18 protein-coding genes are annotated in these 21,277 nt (G+C 46.5%); 16 read left to right on the top strand and 2 right to left on the bottom strand.

From position 1 onward, the window contains the following. Positions 1–21: 21 nt before the first annotated feature. The gene (locus tag ACYQ2E_RS01995; RefSeq protein WP_460016381.1) at positions 22–210 is read right to left on the bottom strand and encodes a DUF2929 family protein; all 189 of its coding nucleotides are present in this window, start codon (positions 208–210) and stop codon (positions 22–24) included. 69 nt (positions 211–279) lie between these two features. Between ACYQ2E_RS01995 and ACYQ2E_RS01990 the strand changes: the two genes are divergently transcribed. The 5 genes from ACYQ2E_RS01990 to ACYQ2E_RS01970 all read left to right on the top strand — a co-directional run bounded on the left by ACYQ2E_RS01990 (position 280) and on the right by ACYQ2E_RS01970 (position 6,142). Further along, the gene (locus ACYQ2E_RS01990) at positions 280–3,399 is read left to right on the top strand and encodes a DNA polymerase III subunit alpha (protein WP_460016380.1); all 3,120 of its coding nucleotides are present in this window, start codon (positions 280–282) and stop codon (positions 3,397–3,399) included. Positions 3,400–3,502: 103 nt separating this feature from the next. Next, positions 3,503–4,342 (top strand): DegV family protein, encoded by an 840-nt coding sequence (locus ACYQ2E_RS01985; protein WP_460016379.1) that lies wholly within the window; start codon positions 3,503–3,505, stop codon positions 4,340–4,342. Further along, positions 4,332–5,144 carry an SGNH/GDSL hydrolase family protein gene (locus ACYQ2E_RS01980; RefSeq protein ID WP_460016378.1) on the top strand — a complete coding sequence of 271 codons (813 nt, stop codon included), beginning with the start codon at positions 4,332–4,334 and terminating at the stop codon, positions 5,142–5,144. Before ACYQ2E_RS01985 ends, ACYQ2E_RS01980 begins: the two co-directional genes overlap by 11 nt. Then, on the top strand, positions 5,141–5,731 hold the full coding sequence (locus tag ACYQ2E_RS01975; RefSeq protein WP_460016377.1) for a YpmS family protein: 591 nt from the start codon (positions 5,141–5,143) through the stop codon (positions 5,729–5,731). The genes ACYQ2E_RS01980 and ACYQ2E_RS01975 overlap by 4 nt, the downstream gene beginning before the upstream one ends. 132 nt (positions 5,732–5,863) lie before the next feature. Continuing rightward, complete coding sequence (locus ACYQ2E_RS01970; RefSeq protein WP_460016376.1) at positions 5,864–6,142, top strand: HU family DNA-binding protein; 279 nt, start codon at positions 5,864–5,866, stop codon at positions 6,140–6,142. Positions 6,143–6,265: 123 nt separating this feature from the next. On the opposite strand, the gene ACYQ2E_RS01965 is transcribed toward ACYQ2E_RS01970, so the two are convergent. Beyond that, positions 6,266–6,571 carry a GIY-YIG nuclease family protein gene (locus ACYQ2E_RS01965; RefSeq protein ID WP_460016375.1) on the bottom strand — a complete coding sequence of 102 codons (306 nt, stop codon included), beginning with the start codon at positions 6,569–6,571 and terminating at the stop codon, positions 6,266–6,268. A gap of 177 nt (positions 6,572–6,748) precedes the next feature. Between ACYQ2E_RS01965 and uvrA the strand changes: the two genes are divergently transcribed. From uvrA to glgA, 11 genes are all read left to right on the top strand, one after another. After that, complete coding sequence (gene uvrA, locus ACYQ2E_RS01960) at positions 6,749–9,571, top strand: excinuclease ABC subunit UvrA (RefSeq protein WP_460016374.1); 2,823 nt, start codon at positions 6,749–6,751, stop codon at positions 9,569–9,571. 339 nt (positions 9,572–9,910) lie between these two features. After that, a complete protein-coding gene (locus ACYQ2E_RS01955) occupies positions 9,911–10,537 on the top strand; it encodes a transglycosylase family protein (RefSeq protein WP_460016373.1) in 627 nt (208 codons plus the stop codon). 405 nt (positions 10,538–10,942) lie between these two features. Next, positions 10,943–11,641 (top strand): transglycosylase SLT domain-containing protein, encoded by a 699-nt coding sequence (locus ACYQ2E_RS01950; RefSeq protein ID WP_460016372.1) that lies wholly within the window; start codon positions 10,943–10,945, stop codon positions 11,639–11,641. A gap of 116 nt (positions 11,642–11,757) precedes the next feature. Beyond that, the gene (locus tag ACYQ2E_RS01945) at positions 11,758–12,807 is read left to right on the top strand and encodes a M24 family metallopeptidase (RefSeq protein ID WP_460016371.1); all 1,050 of its coding nucleotides are present in this window, start codon (positions 11,758–11,760) and stop codon (positions 12,805–12,807) included. 81 nt (positions 12,808–12,888) lie between these two features. Next, positions 12,889–13,446: an elongation factor P gene (gene efp / locus ACYQ2E_RS01940; protein WP_460016370.1), complete on the top strand. Its 558-nt coding sequence runs from the start codon at positions 12,889–12,891 to the stop codon at positions 13,444–13,446. A gap of 139 nt (positions 13,447–13,585) precedes the next feature. Then, positions 13,586–13,981, top strand: a complete 396-nt coding sequence (locus tag ACYQ2E_RS01935; protein WP_460016369.1) for an Asp23/Gls24 family envelope stress response protein — start codon at positions 13,586–13,588, stop codon at positions 13,979–13,981. Then, on the top strand, positions 13,971–14,405 hold the full coding sequence (nusB, locus tag ACYQ2E_RS01930; protein WP_460016368.1) for a transcription antitermination factor NusB: 435 nt from the start codon (positions 13,971–13,973) through the stop codon (positions 14,403–14,405). The genes ACYQ2E_RS01935 and nusB overlap by 11 nt, the downstream gene beginning before the upstream one ends. Before the next feature lie 161 nt (positions 14,406–14,566). After that, positions 14,567–16,585, top strand: coding sequence for a 4-alpha-glucanotransferase (locus ACYQ2E_RS01925; protein WP_460016367.1), 2,019 nt, complete (start codon positions 14,567–14,569; stop codon positions 16,583–16,585). A gap of 729 nt (positions 16,586–17,314) precedes the next feature. Next, positions 17,315–18,457, top strand: coding sequence for a glucose-1-phosphate adenylyltransferase (locus ACYQ2E_RS01920; RefSeq protein WP_460016366.1), 1,143 nt, complete (start codon positions 17,315–17,317; stop codon positions 18,455–18,457). Next, entirely contained in the window at positions 18,457–19,608 is a 1,152-nt protein-coding gene (gene glgD, locus ACYQ2E_RS01915; protein WP_460016365.1) for a glucose-1-phosphate adenylyltransferase subunit GlgD, read from the top strand. The genes ACYQ2E_RS01920 and glgD overlap by 1 nt, the downstream gene beginning before the upstream one ends. A gap of 228 nt (positions 19,609–19,836) precedes the next feature. Next, complete coding sequence (gene glgA / locus ACYQ2E_RS01910; RefSeq protein ID WP_460016364.1) at positions 19,837–21,267, top strand: glycogen synthase GlgA; 1,431 nt, start codon at positions 19,837–19,839, stop codon at positions 21,265–21,267. Positions 21,268–21,277 lie beyond the last annotated feature (10 nt).

The raw sequence follows: 21,277 nt of genomic DNA, 5'->3' as shown, positions 1-21,277 counted from the left end.
TTTGCTCAAAAAGATGATAGGTTAGCGGGCAGCAGTTTTGTTTTCCGGCTTAAGCGCAACCATTTTGATGAGGTAGACGCCGACGGCAAAGCCGGCTGAAGCCAGCATCGCATAAAAAGGGTCGTCGCCGACACCAACGAGTTTGGCGCCGATAAAGGCAACAACTTGACCGATGGCCAAGGCCCAAAATAAGGTTACAAGAAATTTCATCGAAAAATTACCTTGCCTTTCTCTTTTGTCTAAAATCAAGTATAATACTATTAAGGAAAAATTTCAAGAGTGAACTTTGCGATACTTAATACAAAGACGGAATTCAGCTTTCTTGACTCGGTGGTAAAGCTGAATGCCTATCTGGACAGAGCGGTTGAACTGGGTTATGAGACGGTCGGAATTTGCGACAATGACAATCTTCATGCGGCTTACCGTTTTATCAAAGGGGCGCAGAAGCGCGGGCTGCAGCCTGTCGTTGGTTTTCTGACGGACTTTATTTTGGGCGACGCGCGGGTTCCGATGAATTTCTTTGCGCTGAATACGGCGGGTTATCATAATTTGCTGCGAATCTCGACTCGCAAGGGCTTTGGCCGGACGGACTTTGCGGATTTGGCCGATGTGCTGGAGGGAATTGCGATTGTGCTGCCGAGTGACTTTGCGGATTTTCTGCCGGAAGTCGTGAGATTGTCCAGTAAGACTTATGTAGCATTGGAAATTGGTCAGGAAACACAGTCTAACCAGCTGATTGCCTTTCCAGCTGTCCGTTATCTTGAGGCTGATGACTTGGCGGTGCTGGAAGTGCTGCACACGATTCGCGACAGTGAAGAGGCTGAATCTATGACACGCTCGGAAGTGCTGCGCCGGCCGTCGGTTTATGAAAAATACTATGCTGAGAATGCCCCGCAGGCACTGGCAAATCTGGAAGAATTGGTGCGTAGTGTCAAATATGATGTGACGGAAAAACTGCAGCTGCCGCGTTTTGACAGTAGTCGCGAAGCTGGAGAAATGCTGACAGACCTGGCTCAAAAAGGCTTAGCTGCTCGTGTAACTGTGGATGAGACTTACCAGCAGCGGCTGGATTTGGAACTTTCGGTCATTCATGAGATGGGATTCGACGATTATTTTCTGATTGTGGCCGATTTAATGCGCTTTGCGCGCGAAAGTAATATTTACTGCGGAATGGGGCGCGGCTCTTCAGCGGGCTCTCTGTCGGCTTACGCGCTGGGAATTACGCACCTGGACCCTGTGGCCAATGATTTCTTGTTTGAGCGCTTTTTGAATCCTGAGCGCGTGGCCATGCCTGATATTGATATTGACATGCCGGATGACAAGCGCGGCGAGCTGCTGGCTTATATGCAGCGGCGCTACGGGACAAACCATGTGGCCCAGGTTCTGACTTTCTCGACCTTTGGAAAACGGCAGGCCCTGCGGGATGTGGGAAAAGCCTTTGGCCTGAATGAAATGGAAATCGGCCAGTTAACACGGTCTATCAAATCCTGGGGCGGCAGTTTGACGACTGAATTTGAGGAAAATCAGCGTTTTCGTGCAGAAATTCTGCGCTCTGAGCGTCTGCAGCAGATTTATAACTTTGCGCGGAAGATTGAGGGCCTGCCTCGGCAGACTTCGCTGCATGCTTCGGCAGTTGTATTGTCAGATGAGCCGCTTTATCATTATACGGCGCTGCGAGCGGGCGAGCCGTTGGCGGTGACGCAGTTTGATGCGCCGGATATTGAAGCTATCGGCCTGCTGAAGATTGATTTTCTTGGGCTGAATTATTTGTCGCTGATTGCAAAACTTCGCGAGGCGGTTAAAAAGCGGCAGGGCATTGACATTGACCCTCTGACGATTGACCTGGAAGACCCGGAGACACTGGCGCTTTTTCGAGCGGGCAATACGGAAGGGATTTTCCAGTATTGGCGGACGCCGGCTCGGATTCTGCTGCGGAAACTGCAGCCGACGAAGTTTGAAGATATTGCAGTGGCGCGGGCAATTCGCAATCCCGGCTCGTCTGATTTCAGCTCAGAATATATTGCACGAAGACATGGGAAGGCAGAGGTGCCGGTTATTGACCCTGTTTTGACGGAGATTCTTGCGCCGACTTACGGCATCATGATTTATCAGGAGCAGGTCATGCAGGTGACGCAGCGCTATGCCGGTTTTTCGCTGGGAAAGGCAGATTTGCTGCGGCGGGCGATTTCTAAGCGTAAGGGCTCAGCTGAATTTGAAAAGCTGCGCTCTGACTTCATTGCGGGGGCAGCTCAGTTAGGCCATACAGCAGAGCAGGCGTCGAAGATTTACGATTTGATTGTCAAATTTGCCGGTTTCGGTTTCAATCGCTCGCATGCTTATGTTTATGCGGCTTTGGCTGTGCAGCTGGCCTATTTCAAAGCGCATTTCCCGGATGAATTTTATGAGGTTTATCTGGCAAATTATGAGCGTCGGCGGATTTTGACGGATTTGTCTGAAAATGATTATCAGTTTGACGCGCCGGATATTAATAGCATGCCTTATCATGACCGGGTGGCGGATGGCCGGGTTCGTCTGGGACTGGCTCATATCAACGCTTTTCCGCGTGATTATGCTTATTGGATTGTGCAGAATCGTCCTTTTTCGGATTTTACAGATTTTGTGCGGCGGACGCCTGCTCAATGGCAGCGCGCAGATTTGATTCGTCCATTGATTGAAATCGGCGCCTTTGATAAGCTTGAGTCGAATCGCGGGAAGCTTCTGGCCAATTTGCAGAATTTGATTAATTATGTGACAATTTTTCAGCTCGACCTTTTTGCTAAAGACCAGTTGAATTTCAGTTTTCAGGAGGCTGAAGACTTGTCAGTCACTGAAAAATATGACGCTGAGCGTGAGTTGCTGGATGTTGCGATTTCGCCGCATCCGCTGACGCAATGGCAGAAGAAGCTGGCCGGCAGTTTTACCCCTCTGACAGACCTTGTACACGGTGCTTTCGCCACAATTCTGGTGGATGTCCGCCGCGTTCGAATTTCAACGGATAAAAAAGGGGCTCAAATGGCCTTTGTCGAAGTCACAGACACTGTAAGTTCGCTCACCGTCGTCTTTTTTTCAGATAATTTTGCGGTTAACCGCCATAAAATAGAGCGCGGCAAAATGCTTCTGATTAAGGGACGCGCCGAGCTCCGAAATGACGAGATGCAGCTGAAAGCCACGCAAGTCGTGACGCTGGAAGAAACAGACAAAAAACTTTGGATTAGCAATTCGGACAGCGGCCGGAATCAGCAGATTGCCAGCCTGTTGCGGGCAAATCCTGGCTCATATCCGGTCATCCTCCACAATGAAGCCACAAAGCTCACCACGCAGACAAATTTTTACGTTGACAGCAGCAGTCAATTGATGCAGAAGTTGAAAAAACTCTCCGTTAAAGCAGTTTTCCGCTAGATTTAAGTAAATTTCCAGGCAGATTTTCTGCGAATTCAGCAAATTTTCAGCCTAAAAGTATTAAAATTTGTTATAATGATTATTAAAGGAAATAAGGTAAACAATGTCTATAAAGATAGTGACTGATTCAACCATCTCCATTGAGCCTGAACTCATTCAGGAACTTGATATCACTGTAGTTCCCCTGAATTACATGATTAATGGAGTTATTTACACAGATGGCGATTTATCGCTGAATGAATATTTGGAAAAGGTTGAGTCGTTAGCGGTTCTTCCTAAAACCAGCCAGCCGCCGGTCGGCGTTTTTGACGACCTTTATCATGAATTGACTGAGGACGGCAGTTCAGTGATTTCGATTCATCTGGCAAATTCTTTGTCTGGTACCGTAGAATCTGCACGTCAAGGAGCAGCGATGTCGGCTGGAGACGTGACTGTTATTGACAGTGAGTTCACGGACCAGGCGCTTGCTTTCCAGGTGATTGAAGCGGCACGTTTGGCCAAACAGGAGGCTTCTAAAGAGGAAATACTCGCGGCAGTACAAAAAATGCAGAGAAACACAGATTTATACTGCGGCGTGACAACTTTGGAGAACCTGATAAAAGGCGGAAGAATCGGACGTGTTACAGGTTTAATCGGCGGCCTGCTTGATTTGAAAGTAGTCCTGCAAATGAAAGACAGTGCCTTGACAACTTTCATGAAAGGACGCGGAAGTAAAACTTTTAAGAAATTTATCGATGAAGTGTCGTCAAATCTTTCTGCCTCCGGCCGTAAGATCAAGGAAATCGGCATTTCCCATGCTGAAAATCTGGAACTGGCAAAAACTTTCAAAGACATTTTGCAACGATTTGTTGAAAAACCAATCACAGTGCTTGAAACAAACACAATCATTGCAACTCATACTGGCCGCGGAGCTTTTGCTGTTATGATTGCCTATGATGAATAAAAATAAGAAATTGTTAGGTGTTGCCGGTTTTTTGCTGGCAATTCTGGCATTCTTTCTAATACTGAAAATTACAATTCCGCCTGCCAAGTCGGAATTTTTGTCAGGCAGCCATACGGTTAAAATCGGTAAAAGCTTGAATTACACGGCTATAGGTGATTCTTTGACCTCAGGAGTGGGCGATTCTACTAAAGAGGGAGGCTTCGTGCCGCTTCTGGCGCATCAGATTGAAGCTGCTGATAACTGTAAAGTGAATTATCAGAACTTCGGAAAAGCCGGCGATACCAGCGTGCAGATATACAACCGGCTGATTAAGCAGAAAAAAATTCAGACAGCCGTCAAGTCTGCTGACATCATTACAATCACAGTGGGCGGAAATGACCTGATGAAAGCTTTTCGCGGCAAATTAACCAATTTGTCAAGCTTAAAAGTTTCTGATTTCAATAAACCTGCTCAGGCTTATCAGAAACAGCTAGTCAAGCTTTTCGATGAGATTCGCAGCCTCGGAAAAGCAGATGTTAAAATTTATGTTCTAGGCATTTACAATCCTTTCTATCTCAGCTTCAGTGATATTCCCGAATTTCAGGAACTTTTTGATAAGTGGAACAAAGCCGCAGAGGAAACGGTTAATCAGGAAAAAGCGACCTTTGTGTCAATAAGCAATCTCATCGAAAAAGGCTCGGGCGCGGAAACCGGCACAGCAAATGACCTTCTCTCACAGTACGACGAATTCCATCCCAACAATGTCGGCTATAAAATCATGGCAAATGCTGTATTTTCTGCTTATGAAAAGGAAAATAAATGAAGAAAAGAAAACTGAAAATAAATCGCTGGAAATGGCTGTTTTTCATCCTTCTGGCATTTAATCTGGCCTTAGTTTTATTGGCGGCCAGTCGAGTTTTTGTGCCGCGAGAGTCGGATTTGACTGCGAAAATAGCCGAAGTCACAACGAACAAAAAAATCGGCCAAATCAACATGACACGCGATGAGCTAAATGTCCTGATTAACAGCTATCTGGGAGAAATGAGCAGCAAGTCGCTCGGTTACAAGTTTTATCTCGCCGATTCAAATGCTGTGCTGCAGATGGACTACAAACTCTTTTCAGCCAAAATTCCGATTTATGTCTATTTTCAGCCGGCCATGACAAGTGACGGCTCAATTCTCTTGACGGTCCAGTCAATATCTGCCGGAACACTCAATATGCCGGCAAGCGCAGTGCTGGACTATGTGAAAATCATGAAACTGCCGTCGTTTGTCAAAGTAAATTCTACCAATTCAACCGTCAAAATTAATTTAAATCAATTGACAGTTGCCGGCAATTTGTCTTTTAAGGCTGAAAGTATTGATATGACAGCGGGAAGCTATATTTTCGAAATTTACATGAATAAATAAATTTTCCTAAAAAAAGCATTAAAAACGCATTAAAACGCCATTTCAAGGGCTTCTGGCTTGACCCGATGACCAAAATGTGTTATGCTAATAACTGCCTAAAGGTAAAAACAAAAACATTGGAGGAATACTCACATGGCAAACAAACAGGATATCGTCGCAGCAGTTGCAAAATCAGCTGGTCTTACAAAGAAAGACGCTGAGAAAGCAGTTAATGCATTTACAGATGCTGTCAAAGCAGAACTTAAAAAAGGCGGCAAGGTTCAATTGATTGGTTTCGGTACTTTCGAAACTCGCAAACGTGCAGCACGTGAAGGCCGCAACCCTCAAACTGGTAAGGCTCTTAAAATCCCTGCTACTACAGTTCCTGCTTTCAAAGCTGGTAAGGCCCTCAAGGACGTTGTAAAAAAATAATCATTGATGATTAAAACTCAAGATGTGAAACACGCCTTTTAAGAGGCGTGTTGAACTCGGTTACTAAAAAAGGCAGCTTCGGCTGTCTTTTTTGTTTGCTCTACTCATAATGAAATGCAGAAATTACTTGCTGCGGCTTTTTGACCAAGCCGTGTAAGTGTTCAGAATCCCGTCTTCTTCGTTAATAAGTCTGAGCTTTGCCTGCTGTCCCCCAACCTTGTGTTTGAACCACCATTCGCAGGACCTGGCATCATGTGCGTTATCAAACTGCACAGAAGCCACAAGTTTGACCGGAAGCCGGCTCCGCGTGTATTTTGCACCGCCCTTGCCCGAGTTATGAACCGCCAGACGCTTGTCCAAATCGTCCGTAAAGCCGCAATAGAGCGTCCCGTCGGCGCAGAGCAAAACATAAGTATAATAATATTTCACAGTCTCATTATACAAAAAAGCATGGTATAATGAAAGGATAGCATTCAAGATGTGAAACACGCCTGTTAATTTTTCAGTTCCAGACGTGTTGCCTTTTTCTCACTTGCTTTAGCAAGTAGAGAAAACGGACATTCGGAGCCGCAAAGCGGCGTAGATGAACTCAATAAAGGAAAAACAATGCCGCAGGAAAATATAGTTGTAAGAGGCGCTCGCGCGCATAATCTGAAAAATATAAACGTCACCATTCCGCGTGACAAACTGGTCGTCGTAACAGGACTCTCCGGCTCAGGCAAGTCCTCTTTGGCTTTTGACACGCTCTATGCCGAGGGGCAGCGCCGTTATGTCGAGTCGCTCTCGGCTTATGCCCGGCAATTTCTGGGAAATGTCGACAAACCTGATGTGGACAGTATTGACGGACTTTCGCCAGCCATCTCAATTGACCAGAAAACCACCAGTAAAAATCCTCGTTCGACAGTTGGGACGGTCACTGAAATCAACGACTATCTCCGACTGCTGTACGCGCGTATTGGCGTGCCTTACTGCATCAATGGGCATGGCCCGATTTCGGCGCAGTCGGTTGAAGAAATTGTCAATCGTATCCTGGAATTGCCGTTTGGTCAGAAACTGCAGATTCTCTCACCGATTGTCCGCGGCAAAAAAGGCCGTCACGAAAAAGTGATTGAGCGCATTCAACGCGAGGGCTATGTGCGCGTGCGCATTGACAAGGAAATCGTCGATGTTTCCGAAGTAGAGAGCCTGGATAAGAATAAAAAGCACGACATTGACATCGTCATTGACCGTATCGTGGTCAAGCAGGATGTCCGAGGCCGTCTTTTCGACTCGGTTGAAGCGGCGCTGCACCAGTCCGAGGGCTATGTCAGCATTGATACAATGGACGGCAAAGAGATGCTCTTCAGCGAATTTTACGCCTGCCCGATTTGCGGCTTTACCGTGCCTGAGCTTGAGCCGCGTCTTTTCTCGTTCAACGCGCCTTTCGGCTCCTGTCCGGACTGTGACGGTTTGGGCATCAAGAGCGAAGTCGATGTGGATCTGGTCGTGCCCGACAGCAGCAAGACACTGCGTGAGGGCGCTTTAGCCCCTTGGAACCCGATTTCCAGCAATTATTATCCAATGATGCTGGAGCAGGCCATGGACGCCTTTGACATCAGCATGGACACGCCATGGGCGGATATGACTGACGAAGACAAACAAGTCGTACTTTACGGCTCAGACAAAGAGAAATTTCATTTTCACTACGTCAATGATTTCGGTGGCGTGCGCGACATCGACATTCCTTTTGAGGGTGTAATCACCAACATTAATCGGCGTTATCGCGAGTCATCGAGCGATTTTACCCGTGAAGTCATGAAAGGCTACATGACCGAATTGACCTGTCAGACCTGTCACGGCTATCGTCTGAACGACCAGGCCTTGTCAGTTCTGATTAATCATACACATATCGGCCAATTGTCCGAAAAAGCCATCGGCGATGCGCTGGATTGGCTGGACTCACTGGAGCTTACTGAAAAGGAAAACACCATTGCGCGCCCGATTGTCAAAGAAGTGCGTGACCGGCTGACCTTCCTGAAAAACGTCGGCCTGGATTACCTGACCCTGTCGCGGGCTTCGGCAACCTTGTCCGGCGGTGAATCCCAGCGTATTCGTCTGGCCACACAAATCGGCTCGAACCTGTCCGGCGTGCTCTATATCCTGGATGAGCCGTCGATTGGCCTGCATCAGCGCGACAATGACCGTCTTATAGAATCTTTGCAAAAAATGCGAGATTTAGGTAACACCTTAATTGTCGTGGAACATGACGAAGACACTATGATGGCGGCAGACTGGCTAATTGATGTCGGGCCAGGAGCTGGTGACCTCGGCGGTGAAATCGTTGCCAGCGGCACACCGGAAGAAGTGGCAAAAAATAAAGATTCTATTACCGGTCTGTATCTCTGCGGCAAGAAAAAGATTCCCGTGCCGAAAACCCGCAGAAAGATTGACTCGAAACGAGTTGTCAAGATTACAGGAGCCAGTGAGAACAATCTCCAGAACATTGACGCTGAATTTCCGCTCGGCCTGATGACCGTCGTCGCTGGTGTGTCAGGCTCCGGAAAGTCCACACTGGTCAACGCAATTCTGAAACGCGCCCTGGCCCAGAAGCTTAACCATAATTCTGAAAAGCCGGGAAAATACAAAACCATCAGCGGCTACAAGGAAATTGAGCGCCTGATTGATATTGACCAGTCGCCGATTGGACGGACACCCCGCTCAAATCCGGCGACTTATACAAGCACATTTGACGACATCCGCGACGTCTTTGCCAATACCAACGAGGCCAAAGTGCGCGGCTACAAGAAAGGCCGATTCTCCTTCAACGTCAAAGGCGGACGCTGTGAAGCCTGCTCAGGCGACGGCATTATCCGAATTGAGATGAATTTCCTGCCTGATGTTTACGTTCCCTGTGAAATCTGCCATGGCCGCCGTTATAATTCTGAGACGCTTGAAGTCCATTACAAGGGCAAGAACATCTCTGAAGTGCTGGACATGCGTGTATCAGAAGCGCTGGAATTCTTCCAGAACGTGCCGAAAATTGCCCGCAAACTCCAGACAATCGTGGATGTCGGCTTAGGCTATGTCACGCTTGGACAGCCGGCGACAACCTTGTCAGGCGGCGAAGCCCAGCGTATGAAACTGGCCAGCGAGCTGCAGAAGCGCAGCACCGGAAAGTCCTTCTACATACTGGATGAGCCGACGACTGGCCTGCATACGGATGACATTGCAACTCTGCTGCAAGTCCTGAACAGGCTGGTGGACCAAGGCAATACAATCGTTGTGATTGAGCATAATCTGGACGTCATTAAAACGGCCGATTACATCATTGACCTAGGGCCTGAAGGCGGCGCAGGCGGAGGGACAGTCATTGCGACGGGTACGCCAGAGGAAATCGCCAAGGTCAAAGCTTCTTATACTGGCCAATATCTTAAGAAAAAGTTGAACTGAGTTTCAGCTTTTTTTATCTAAGTTTTACAATTTTCCTATATTTAATGATTTTGTAATCCAAAAGAAAGGAAGTCCCTCTCCTTTGCAATGGAATTGTAACAGTTATAGTTTAGAATAAACAGGTGTCTTAAGGGAACAAACGCACATATTTTGTCTAACATCTAAGTTTAATGAAAATATGAGTTAAGATAAAAATCTGTGCAAACACTATTTCAAGAGGAAAAAACTTTTTTCATGTACAAAGCATTACATCAAAAGCCAAGTCAATCAGGACTGAACATTAAAAAAACTACTATATTTGGTGCGGCATTATTGAGCACTGGTTTTACCGCCTTAGTTTTGCCACATACAGTTTCTGCTGACGATTCTAAAGCAGTTACAGCTGAAACGACTCAAAATTTATTGCCAGCGCAGCCAATCGTTAGAACTCAAGATGAAATTAATCAAGAAGCACTTCTGGTGATTCATGGTGATTTGGGTAATGGCGACGAGCGTGTACAAAAACTGACAGAAGCTGGTTTTGACGTAGAAACCGTTCAAAATCAAGTGAACAGCTTTTATCAGCAGTGGGGCTGGTCAGGAGCGTATGCAGTCGCTGATCAGACTATTCAGTCTATGGCGGAAGCTGGACAAACAAATACAAACATCAATGCAGGCATTGCATCAACGTCCAGCAATGCAACTCCTGCAGCGGATACAAATTCTAGCATGGGCACTGATGTTGTTTCATATGCCGCGAATAAGATGGCCGCAAACACGGGTGTAAGCGCAGCTGAATGGACGAACATCATCATGGCAGAATCAAGCGGCAATCCTAGTGCTGTTAACAGCTCATCAGGTGCCTACGGACTGCTCCAGCTTCTTGGTCACGGCGAGTATCCAGGCATGAGTGTAGACGAGCAGATTGCAATGGCAACTCAAGTTTATCAGTCACAAGGTTTACACGCTTGGGTGGTGACTTGGTAATACAAGCTGCACAATTTATAAACCACAATAACAAAGTCTTTAAAATGGGCTTTGTTTTATTTTAATCTGCTAACGCGAAATTTGGGCACTTTCGTGTTCCTGTCTGAAAATCAGGCGAAATCACCTGCCAGGATTTTTAATAGATTTGTCTATAATCTGAAGTAATTTTCATCTTTTTATGCATAAAATAAAATAGAAAATAGACACTTTTAATTATTTTGTAATATAAAATAACAAAATGTTTACTTGACTGTAATGAAAATGTAATAATAAATGTTTATACTGTACAAGTATCTTTTAAAGAGACAAATACACATCTTTTGTCTAATATCTGTTAATTATAATAAATATTAGTGAATTCGAAAGTTTGTGTAAATACAACTCAAAAGGAAAAATCTTTATTTTATGTGTAATTCATTACAACAAAAACAAAGTCGGACAGGTCTGAAATTTAAGCTGAGCGCAGCATTTACAGCTGTTCTCTTAAGTGCAGGTCTGTTTCTGTCACATACAAATGTTTCTGCTGAAACTTCTAAGCCAGCTGCAGCAACTGTTCAGACAACAGCTGCTAAAACTGCTGAAGAAATCAATCAGACAGCGCTTCTTGTCATCCACGGCGATTTCGGCAATGGTGCGGAGCGTGTACAGAAGCTGACAGAAGCTAAATTTGACGCCCAAGCTGTTCAGGATAGAGTCAATGAAATCTATGCACAGAATGGCTGGGCTGGTGCTTCTGCAGCTGCAGAGCAAACGGCACAGAAAGTAGAATCAAGCAAGAAGGCGGCACCAGCACCAGCTGCACCGGCGGCTCCTGCTCCTGCAGCACCAGCGCCAGCAGCGCCTGCTGCAGGCGGTGACATCGTCTCATACGCCGCTAACAAAATGGCTGCAAGTACAGGCGTCAGTGCCGACCAATGGACATACATCATCATGGCTGAATCAGGCGGCAATCCAAATGCAGTCAACAGCTCATCCGGCGCTTACGGCCTCTTCCAGCTGCTCGGCCACGGCGAATATCCAGGCATGAGCTTAGAAGAGCAAATCTCAATGGCCATCGGCGTCTACCAGTCACAAGGACTGCGCGCTTGGGTTGTGACTTGGTAATCACCCAAATTTACCGTTTCTTTGTCGAGAATACCTCCAATGTTCAAAAATATAGAAACGAATAATAAATCAGCAAAGTCCTTGAAAAATAGGGCTTTGTTTTGTACAATAAAGCCATGAGAACAGAAAAAATAAAAGAGAAAATGGCGGCCCAAGCTCTGGATGGCTTTATTGTGACAGATATGAAAAATATCTATTACCTGACGGGCTTTTCGGGCACTGCAGGCACAGTTTTCCTGACGAAAAATCAGGATTATTTCTTGACCGATGACCGCTATATCGACATTGCAAAAGAAATTGTCCAAAATATGACGGTTATTTCAACGCGTGAACCGTTGGCTGAAATTGCGCAAAAGGCGGTGGGCTTAGCGAAAATCGGCTTTGAAGACACGGTCGACTTTGCGACCTATCAGGCTTTGGCGGATTTGCTGAAAATGGAGCTGGTTCCAACGAATAACTTTTTCATGTCTGAGCGGCAGATTAAAGATGAAGACGAGATAGAACTGATTCGAAAGGCTTGTCAGATTACTGACCAGGCCTTTACGGACGTGCTGAAGTTCATTGTGCCGGGCCGGACTGAGATTGAAGTGGCGAATTTCCTGGATTTCAGAATGCGTGAACTTGGCGCTTCGGGCCTCTCTTTTGAGACAATTGTGGCGTCCGGCAAACGCAGTGCCTTGCCTCACGGTGTTGCCAGCCATAAGCCGATTGAATTCGGCGATGCGGTGACGATGGACTTCGGCTGTTTCTATGAGCATTATGCCAGCGACATGACGCGGACGGTTTTTGTCGGCCAGGTGGATGACAAGATGCGCGAGGTTTATGAGACGGTGCTGGCGGCCAATTCTGCGCTGATTAAGCAGGCTCAGGCTGGTTTGTCGTTTGCTGAGTTTGACAAGATTCCGCGGGATGTGATTGAGGCGGCTGGTTATGGCAAGTTCTTTACGCATGGTATCGGACACGGCTTTGGACTGGATATTCATGAGGTGCCTTTCTTTAATCAGAAGATGACGGAGCAGTTCTTGCAAGAGAACATGGTTGTCACAGACGAACCCGGCATTTACCTGTCGAATTTCGGCGGCGTGCGGATTGAAGATGACCTTTTGATTACTGCTAACGGCTGTGAGGTTTTGACGCAGTCACCTAAGGAGCTAATTGTCATCTAAAAAAGAGCGGGATTTGAAATCTGGCGCCTAATATGCTAAAATTAACTGTTAATAACGAAATAGCAATGGAGAAATAATTTAATGGTAGCAGCACACGAACTCAAAACAGGCATGACATTTTTAAACGGAGACAAGCTTCTTCGCGTTGTAGAGGCAAGTCACCACAAACCAGGTAAAGGCAATACCATCATGCGTATGAAACTGCGCGATGTGCGCACGGGTTCTGTATTTGACGATACTTATCGTCCTGAGGACAAATTTGAGCAGGCAGTGATTGACACGGTCAATGCACAATATCTTTATCAGATGGATGACACGGCCTATTTCATGAACAATGAAACTTTTGAGCAATATGAAATCCCGGTTGAGCAGGTTAAAGATGAATTGCTTTATGTTCTTGAAAATACTGATGTTAAGATTCAATTTTTCGGAACTGAAGTCATCGGTATTCAGCTGCCGACGACTGTTACTTTGACTGTAACGGACACACAGCCGGCCATCAAAGGCGCAACTGTCACCGGCTCAGGCAAGCCTGCTACTCTGGAAACTGGCCTGGTTGTCAATGTGCCGGACTTTGTCGAAGTTGGAACTAAACTTGAAATCAACACGCAGACAGGTGAATACCTGAAACGCGCTTAAGCACAAAAAGTTGAAACAATAAATTAGAGCGTTCACGCGAATATGATTTATAAGCGCGAACGCTATTTATGGCCGAAAGCTTGTCGCGAATGCTATTCTGGCCGAGCCCTTGGGCGAATGCTATTCAAAAGGAGAGACCATGGCAGAAATTACAGATAATCTTGGCGAAATCGTGATTGCCCCCGAGGTGCTGGAGGTCATCGTTGGCGTGACCGCCTCAAAAGTTGACGGTGTCTATGCACTGCGCAATAAACGTACCCTGGAGGCCGTCGGCAAAAAAGCTGAAGGAAAAGGCGTTTATATTAAATCTGACGGCGAAAAAGTCGCAGTCGATTTGTACCTTTTCCTGATTGCCGGTGTGCGCGTGCCCGAAGTGGCGCAGACAATCCAGCACGAAGTGTCGGAAAAAGTCTTTGCATTGACCGAAATCGAAATCTCTGAGGTCAATGTTCACATCATGGGAATTGTGCCGAAATCAGCTGAAAAGCCTGATTTCAATGATTTGTTCAAGGAAGGATTTTTTGATGCCAATTAATCAGGACCAGGAAAGTTTGACACAACACGAAATCCGAAAAGTTTCTATACAGTTTCTTTATTCAATGGAAGTGCGGCCGGAACAGTCAGAGGCAGATTTGCTGGCTTATATTCTGGACGGGCGTGAATTCAGCCAGAAAAATCGTGACTTTTTCGACAAACTGGTTGAAGGGGTGCGGACAAATCAAAAGACGATTGATTTGACTTTGTCCAAATTCCTGATGAAGTCCTGGTCAATGGAGCGTTTGACCGTGATTGACCGCGCCATCGCACGTTTAGGCGCTTATGAAATTCTCTATTCTGAGGTTGCGGACCGTATCGCCATTGACGAGGCCATTAACTTGGCGAAGGACTTTTCAGATGCGAACGCTTCGAAGCTGATTAACGGATTATTGACTAATTTGATAAAAAAAGACGAACTTTAACGAAATGTTCGTCTTTTTTTGTTTTTAAATTGTGCAAAAATTTGAATAAATTGATATAATAAGGTGTGAAAACGTTTGCGAAAACGCCGGCCGTTCAATACAGACATCTGCAGAGCCAACTGGGGGAGGCTTAGGACAGCGGCCAATAGAAAGTGGTGCATATGACGAAAAACTTTGTACTTAAACCACATGGACCAAAGCCGTATCATACGGGCTTAGCGGTACCGATTTTTTCTCTGCGCAGTAAGAAGTCCTGGGGCATCGGGCAGTTTACCGACCTAAAACTTCTGGCAGATTTCGCCGCAAAAAGCGGCATGGACATCATTCAGCTTTTGCCGATTAACGACACGACGATATTCATGGACTGGAAAGACACGTCGCCCTACCGCGCGAACTCAGTATTTGCGCTGCATCCGGTTTATCTGGACTTTTCTGAATTTCTGCCGAAGCTCAGCAAAACTGAGTCGGCAAAATTTACTGCTGAAGCAGAGAAATTAAACGCGCTCAAGCAGATTGACTACGAGCGGACGCTGGACTTCAAATGGCGTTTCGCCCAGCTCATTTTCGACAAATTCAGCGAAGACATTTTCGCAGGCTCTGATTTTAAAGAGTTTTATCGTGCGCGTGAGTTCTGGCTCAATCCTTACGCGGCTTTTTGCTATCTCCGCGACGCGCATAAGACGGCGGATTTTGAGCAGTGGGACATGGGCGAGAGAACCTATTCCGACACTCTCTACGAAGAGCTCTGCAAGAATGAGTCTGCGGCCGTCAAACTGAAATTGCACATATTTGTGCAGTACCTGCTCCATAAACAGCTCAAGGACGCGGTTGACTACTGTCACGAGCTCGGCGTTGCCGTCAAAGGCGACATTTCCGTCGGCGTTGACCGGAAATCAGCCGATGCCTGGGCAAATCCAGAGCTTTTCAATCTTGATATGCAGGCAGGTGCGCCTCCGGACGTCTTTTCGACGACAGGGCAGAACTGGGAATTCCCGACCTATAACTGGCCGAAAATGGCCGAAGACGGCTATGCCTGGTGGCAGAAGCGCATGCGCAATATGGCAGAGTACTTCGATGCCTACCGGCTTGACCACATTCTCGGATTTTTCAGGATTTGGGAGAACCCTGGCGATGCGGTACGCGGCTTGCTGGGACATTTCTCGCCGGCCTTGCCGCTGACAGCAGAAGAAATCGAATCTTACGGCATTCCCTTCAGATACTGGGGCATTGAGCGTTTCACAGAGCCTTTTATCAAGGATTGGGTCATTGACGAAATCTTCGGCCGCGACAACCGGGACAGTATCATTCAGCACTTTCTGGACTATACCGGCAACGGCAATTATCGCCTGAAAGCTGATTATGAGACGCAGCGAAAAGTCAGTCTGGACAACAGCATTGAAGAATGGCAGCGCGACGGCCTTTACCGCCTGCAGGAAAATGTCGTTTTCATTCGTGACCATAAGAATCCGGAGCTCTTCCATCCCCGCATCAAACTGATGGAGACCATTTCTTTCAGAGAATTCGGCGATGCCTTTAAATATCAGCTTGAAGTCTTGCACAATAATTACTTTTATGGTCGAAATTATACTTATTGGCAGGACATGGCGCTCAAAAAGCTCCCGGCAATCAAAAATGCCACTGACATGCTGGCCTGCGGCGAAGACCTCGGCATGGTGCCGAGTAATGTGCCTGACGTCATGTGGCAGCTGCAGATTCTGCGTCTGATTATTGAGCGCATGCCTGAGGAAAACAATTTTGTCAGTGATTTGTCGCATACGCCGTATTTGTCAGTCATTACAACCTCAAGCCATGACACAACGCCGCTGCGTCTCTGGTGGCTTGAAGACCGAGAGCAGATTCAGCGTTATTACAGCGAAATCATGCACTGGGAGGGCGAAGCCGCAGCAGAAGCGAGTCCGGAGATTATTCAGGAAATTGTCAAGCGTGCGCTCAATACAGATGCGATGCTGGCGATTTTCCCGATTCAGGACTGGCTTGACCTGACCGAAGAATTCCGGAATCCGGATGCCGAGTTAACCCGGATTAATAATCCTGCTTATACTTATTATTACTGGCGTTATCGTCTCCATCTGAATCTGGAGGATTTGGCAGCTGCGCAGGATTTGACTGACTATTTGTCAGATTTTATTCAGGATTCTAAGCGTTCTGAAACGAACTAATTCAAAATGTCTAAAAATTATGAACTCTAACTGAGTTCACACAGAGCTAAAGCTCTGGCAATTTCTAGAAGCTAAAGCTTCTGAAATTGTCTGCGTCCTGCGGACGCTGTTGTCGACTCTCGCTATGGCGCTGAAGCGCCTAGTCGAGTCGCAGCAGGCCTGAAGCTAGAAGATTAGATAAATTGGGAACCTGCCTTGCGGTAGAACCGCGATTTCCTAAGCAGACTCTTACCGCTTTAGCGGTTTAGAGGTCGCTTTCCCCTTTAGGGGTAAATTTCTACGCTTCAAAATGTTCTGAAACGAACTAATTCAAAATGTCTAAAATTTATGAACTCTAACTGAGTTCACACAGAGCTAAAGCTCTGGCAATTTCTAGAAGCTGAAGCTTCTGAAATTGTCTGCGTCCTACGGACGCTGTTGTCGACTCTCGCTATGGCGCTGAAGAGCCTAGTCGAGTTGCAGCAGGCCTGAAGCTAGGAAATTAGATAAAATTAGAGCCTGCCCTGCGGGCAGAACCTAATTTTCCTAAATTTCTACGCTTCAAAACGTTCTGAAACGAACTAATTCAAAATGTCTAAAATTTATGAACTCTTAACTGAGTTCAGCAGGCCTGAAGCTAGGAAATTAGATAAAATTAGAACCTGCCTTGCGGCAGAACCTAATTTTCCTAAATTTCTACGCTTCAAAACGGGCCTGCTTCACATCTTATATAGAAAAGGAGAATTAATTATGGCAAATGGAATGCTTGCATTAATTCTAGCTGGCGGTCAGGGGACCCGCCTCGGAAAGTTGACGAAAGATGTTGCAAAACCCGCTGTACCTTTCGGCGGTCGTTATCGAATCATTGATTTTGCGTTGTCAAACTGCGCGAATTCCAATATTCACAACGTCGGTGTCATCACGCAGTATCAGCCGCTGGAGCTGAATACACACATTGGAAATGGCGCCCCTTGGGGACTTGACGGCATCAACACTGGTGTGACGATTCTGCAGCCTTATGGCTCGCAGGAGGGCAGTAAGTGGTTTGAAGGTACCTCGCATGCCATCTATCAGAACATGGACTACATTGACAAGATGGACCCGGAGTATGTCCTGATTCTGTCAGGCGACCACATTTACAAGATGGATTATGAGCGCATGCTTCAAGAGCACATTGACAAAGGCGCGTCATTGACTGTGTCTGTTATGGAAGTGCCTTTCAAAGAAGCCAGCCGTTTCGGCATCATGAACACTGATGACAATGGCCGTATTATCGAATTTGAGGAAAAACCTGATGAACCGAAGTCAAATCTGGCTTCGATGGGAATTTACATCTTTACCTGGAAGCGTCTGCGCGAATTTCTGACGACCAATCAGTCGAAAGGCGTGAGTGTTGAAGATTTCGGGCACAATGTCATTCCAGGCTACATTGACAGCGGCGAAAACGTCTTTGTTTACCGCTTCTCCGGCTACTGGAAGGACGTTGGTACGATTGCCAGTCTCCACGAAGCCACAATGGAATTCCTGTCGGCCGGCAATGCGCTCAATATCTACGACAAGAGCTGGCGCATTTACAGCCGAAACGACATTTCAACGCCGCATTTCATTACCAGCAAAGGACTTGTCCACAATTCCATGATTGGTGACGGCTGCTATGTTGACGGCACAATTTCTCATTCAGTGATTTCGCAGAATGTCGAGATTCACGAAAACGCCACCGTCGAAGACAGTTTCATCATGTCCGGCAGCTACATCGGTAAAAATGTCACCATAAAATATGCTATTGTGGGTGAAAATGCCCATATTTCAGACAATGTATCCGTGATTGGAACACCGGATGATATCGCAGTTATCGGTCACAGAGAGGTTGTAGGAGAGGAGAATGAACAATAATGAACAATGCAAATAAAATGTGCGCGCTCTTGTCAAATGTGACAACCTACGATAAACTGTCTCCTTTGACCAAAGAGCGTCCTCTGGCAACGCTGCCTTTTGACTGCAAATACCGTCTGATTGACTTCCCGCTGTCCGCCCTGTCCAATGCCAATGTCAAAAATGTGCTGATGGTCTTTAACGAAGGCGAAACACAGTCCGTGTTTGACCACATCCGCTCTGGCAAAGAGTGGGGCCTGGACTCTCTGTCTTCACACATGTTTGTGTACATTCAGCAGGATTTTGAGCGAAAAAAAGACAAGGGTCTGTCCTACTTTGATGCCCAGATTAATTTCCTGAAAAAATCAGATGCGCCTTATACTGTCCTCATCGGCAGCAAAATCATCGCCAACGTGGATTTACAGGCAGTTCTGAAGATTCATCAGGGCTCGGACAAACATATCACAACTGTCTATAAAAAGATGTTGTCAGAGAACTTTGAGCCAACGGACACTGTAGTCAGATTTGACGTGAATAATCGTGTTTACGGCGTGAATTTCAAACAGATTCAGGAAGAAGGCACAGTTCAGGAGTACGAGAACCTGTCGCTCAATACCTTTATAGTGGATACGGATTGGCTGATTAAATTCATTGAAAGAATGCAGGAGAACGGCGAGTTTTCATCAATTTCACGCCTATTGCGCAACCACCTTTGGGATACGGACACGAATACTTACGAGTACACGGGCTACATCAGTAATGTTCTGGACATCAAGTCTTATTATGATGCCAATATGGCCATGCTCGAGCCGAGTAATTTCACTAGCCTGCTTTACGGCGCGAAACCGATTTATACTAAGATTAAGAATGAAGTGCCGACTTTCTTTGCGGAGAACAGCTGGGCGCACCGCTCGCAATTCGGCTCCGGCTGTATTGTCAGAGGTGTCGTGATGGACTCGCTGATAAGCCGCGGCAGTATTATCGAGGCGGACACGATTGTTGATAAGTCGCTTGTCTTCACGTCTGCGCAGATTAAGAGCGGCGCTCAGATTAAATATGCGATTATTGATAAAAATGTTGTCATTGAGGGGGTCAAGATTGAGGGTACGCCTGATAATCCTATCGTCATCCCTAAGGGCGCACATGTCACCAGCGATATTATTGCACAATAATCATCATTCTGTCTGGAAAAAGTTTTGTCTGCAGCTAAAGACGGACAGAGCTTTTTTCCAGTCAAAATAATAAAGTAACAGAGCAACTGAACAAAAAATTACGCAAATTAAGTTTGGCAGGCTCCAGAGCTTCAGATTTGCGCAAAGGTTTGCATTGATTTTAATTTTTCAAAATGTTATAATAAAAAAGTTGTTCTTGTCTACTGAGAAATCAGAAAGGAAGAAAATATGAAAATCCTATTCGCAGCAAGCGAATGTGCGCCGTTTTTTAAGACCGGCGGACTCGGCGATGTGATGGGGGCACTGCCCAAAGAACTGGCGAAGAAAGGTCAGGAGGTTCAAGTCGTCCTGCCGCTTTTCTCCGGCATGAAAAAAGAATACCGTGACCAGCTGCAGTTCCAGTTCTATGATTTCGTTAATGTCGGCTGGCGGCGCCAGTTTGTCGGTGTGAACACCATGGTAAAAGACGGCGTGAAATACATTTTTCTGGAAAATGAACAGTATTTCGGCCGCGAAGGGCTTTACGGCTACATGGATGACGGCGAGCGCTGGGCCTGGTTCCAGCTGGCAGTCTGTCAGCTCCTGGAGCGTTTTGACTGGATTCCGGATATTCTGCACGTTAACGACTTCCACACAGCCATGATTCCCTTCCTCCTGAAGGAGAAATACAGCTGGATTAGCGCTTATCACAAGATTCGCACGGTTCTGACGATTCACAATATTGAGTTTCAGGGGGCGATGGACCCCAATGTCCTGTCTGACCTGTTCGGCATGGGCATGGAGCGCTATTACGACGGCACAATTGAGTTCAACGGGGCGCTGAATTTCCTCAAGGCTGGCATTTTCTATGCGCATCGCGTCACGACAGTGTCTCCGAGCTATGCAGAGGAAATCAAGACTCCTGAGTTCGGCTGCGGGCTGGACCCCATTTTGCGGCTGGTCAGCGGCAAGCTCTCGGGGATTCTGAACGGAATTGACTATGATGTCTATAATCCTGCAACAGATACCTATTTGACTAATCACTTTAATGTTAAAAATATGGCGGGCAAGGCTAAGGCCAAGGAACATCTCCAGATGAAGATGGGTCTCCCGTCTGATGCGGGTGTTCCGCTGATTGGCATGGTAAGCCGTTTAACCAACCAGAAAGGATTCGACCTGATTCTCTCACAGATGGAGCGGCTTTTAGAAGGAGAAGAAGTTCAAATTGTTCTGATTGGCACGGGATACAGCGATATAGAGAATGGCTTCCGTTACTTTGCTGCGAAATACCCGGAGAAATTCTCCTGTACAATTGCCTTTGATTTACAGCTGGCTCAGGAAATTTACGCTGGTTCAGACTATTTCCTGATGCCGTCGGCCTTTGAGCCCTGCGGTCTCAGCCAGATGATTTCGATGCGCTACGGCACACTGCCGATTGTGCATGAAATCGGCGGCCTCAAAGACACGGTCATTCCTTATAATCCGCTGACCAAGACAGGGACCGGCTTCGGCTTCGTCGACTTTGACGGTGATGTTCTCTACAAGGCTGTCAATCGTGCCGTGGCGCTCTATTGGAATGACCCTGCCATCATTGACCAACTCCGCAAGAATGCCATGGCGCAGGACTTCTCATGGACAAGCAAGGCAAACACTTATCTGGAACTGTACAAATCAATTTAAAAAATATAAA

Source organism: Lactovum odontotermitis, assembly GCF_054658595.1.
Note: the sequence above shows the minus strand (reverse complement) of the source record. Positions and strands in the feature narration are given on the sequence as shown.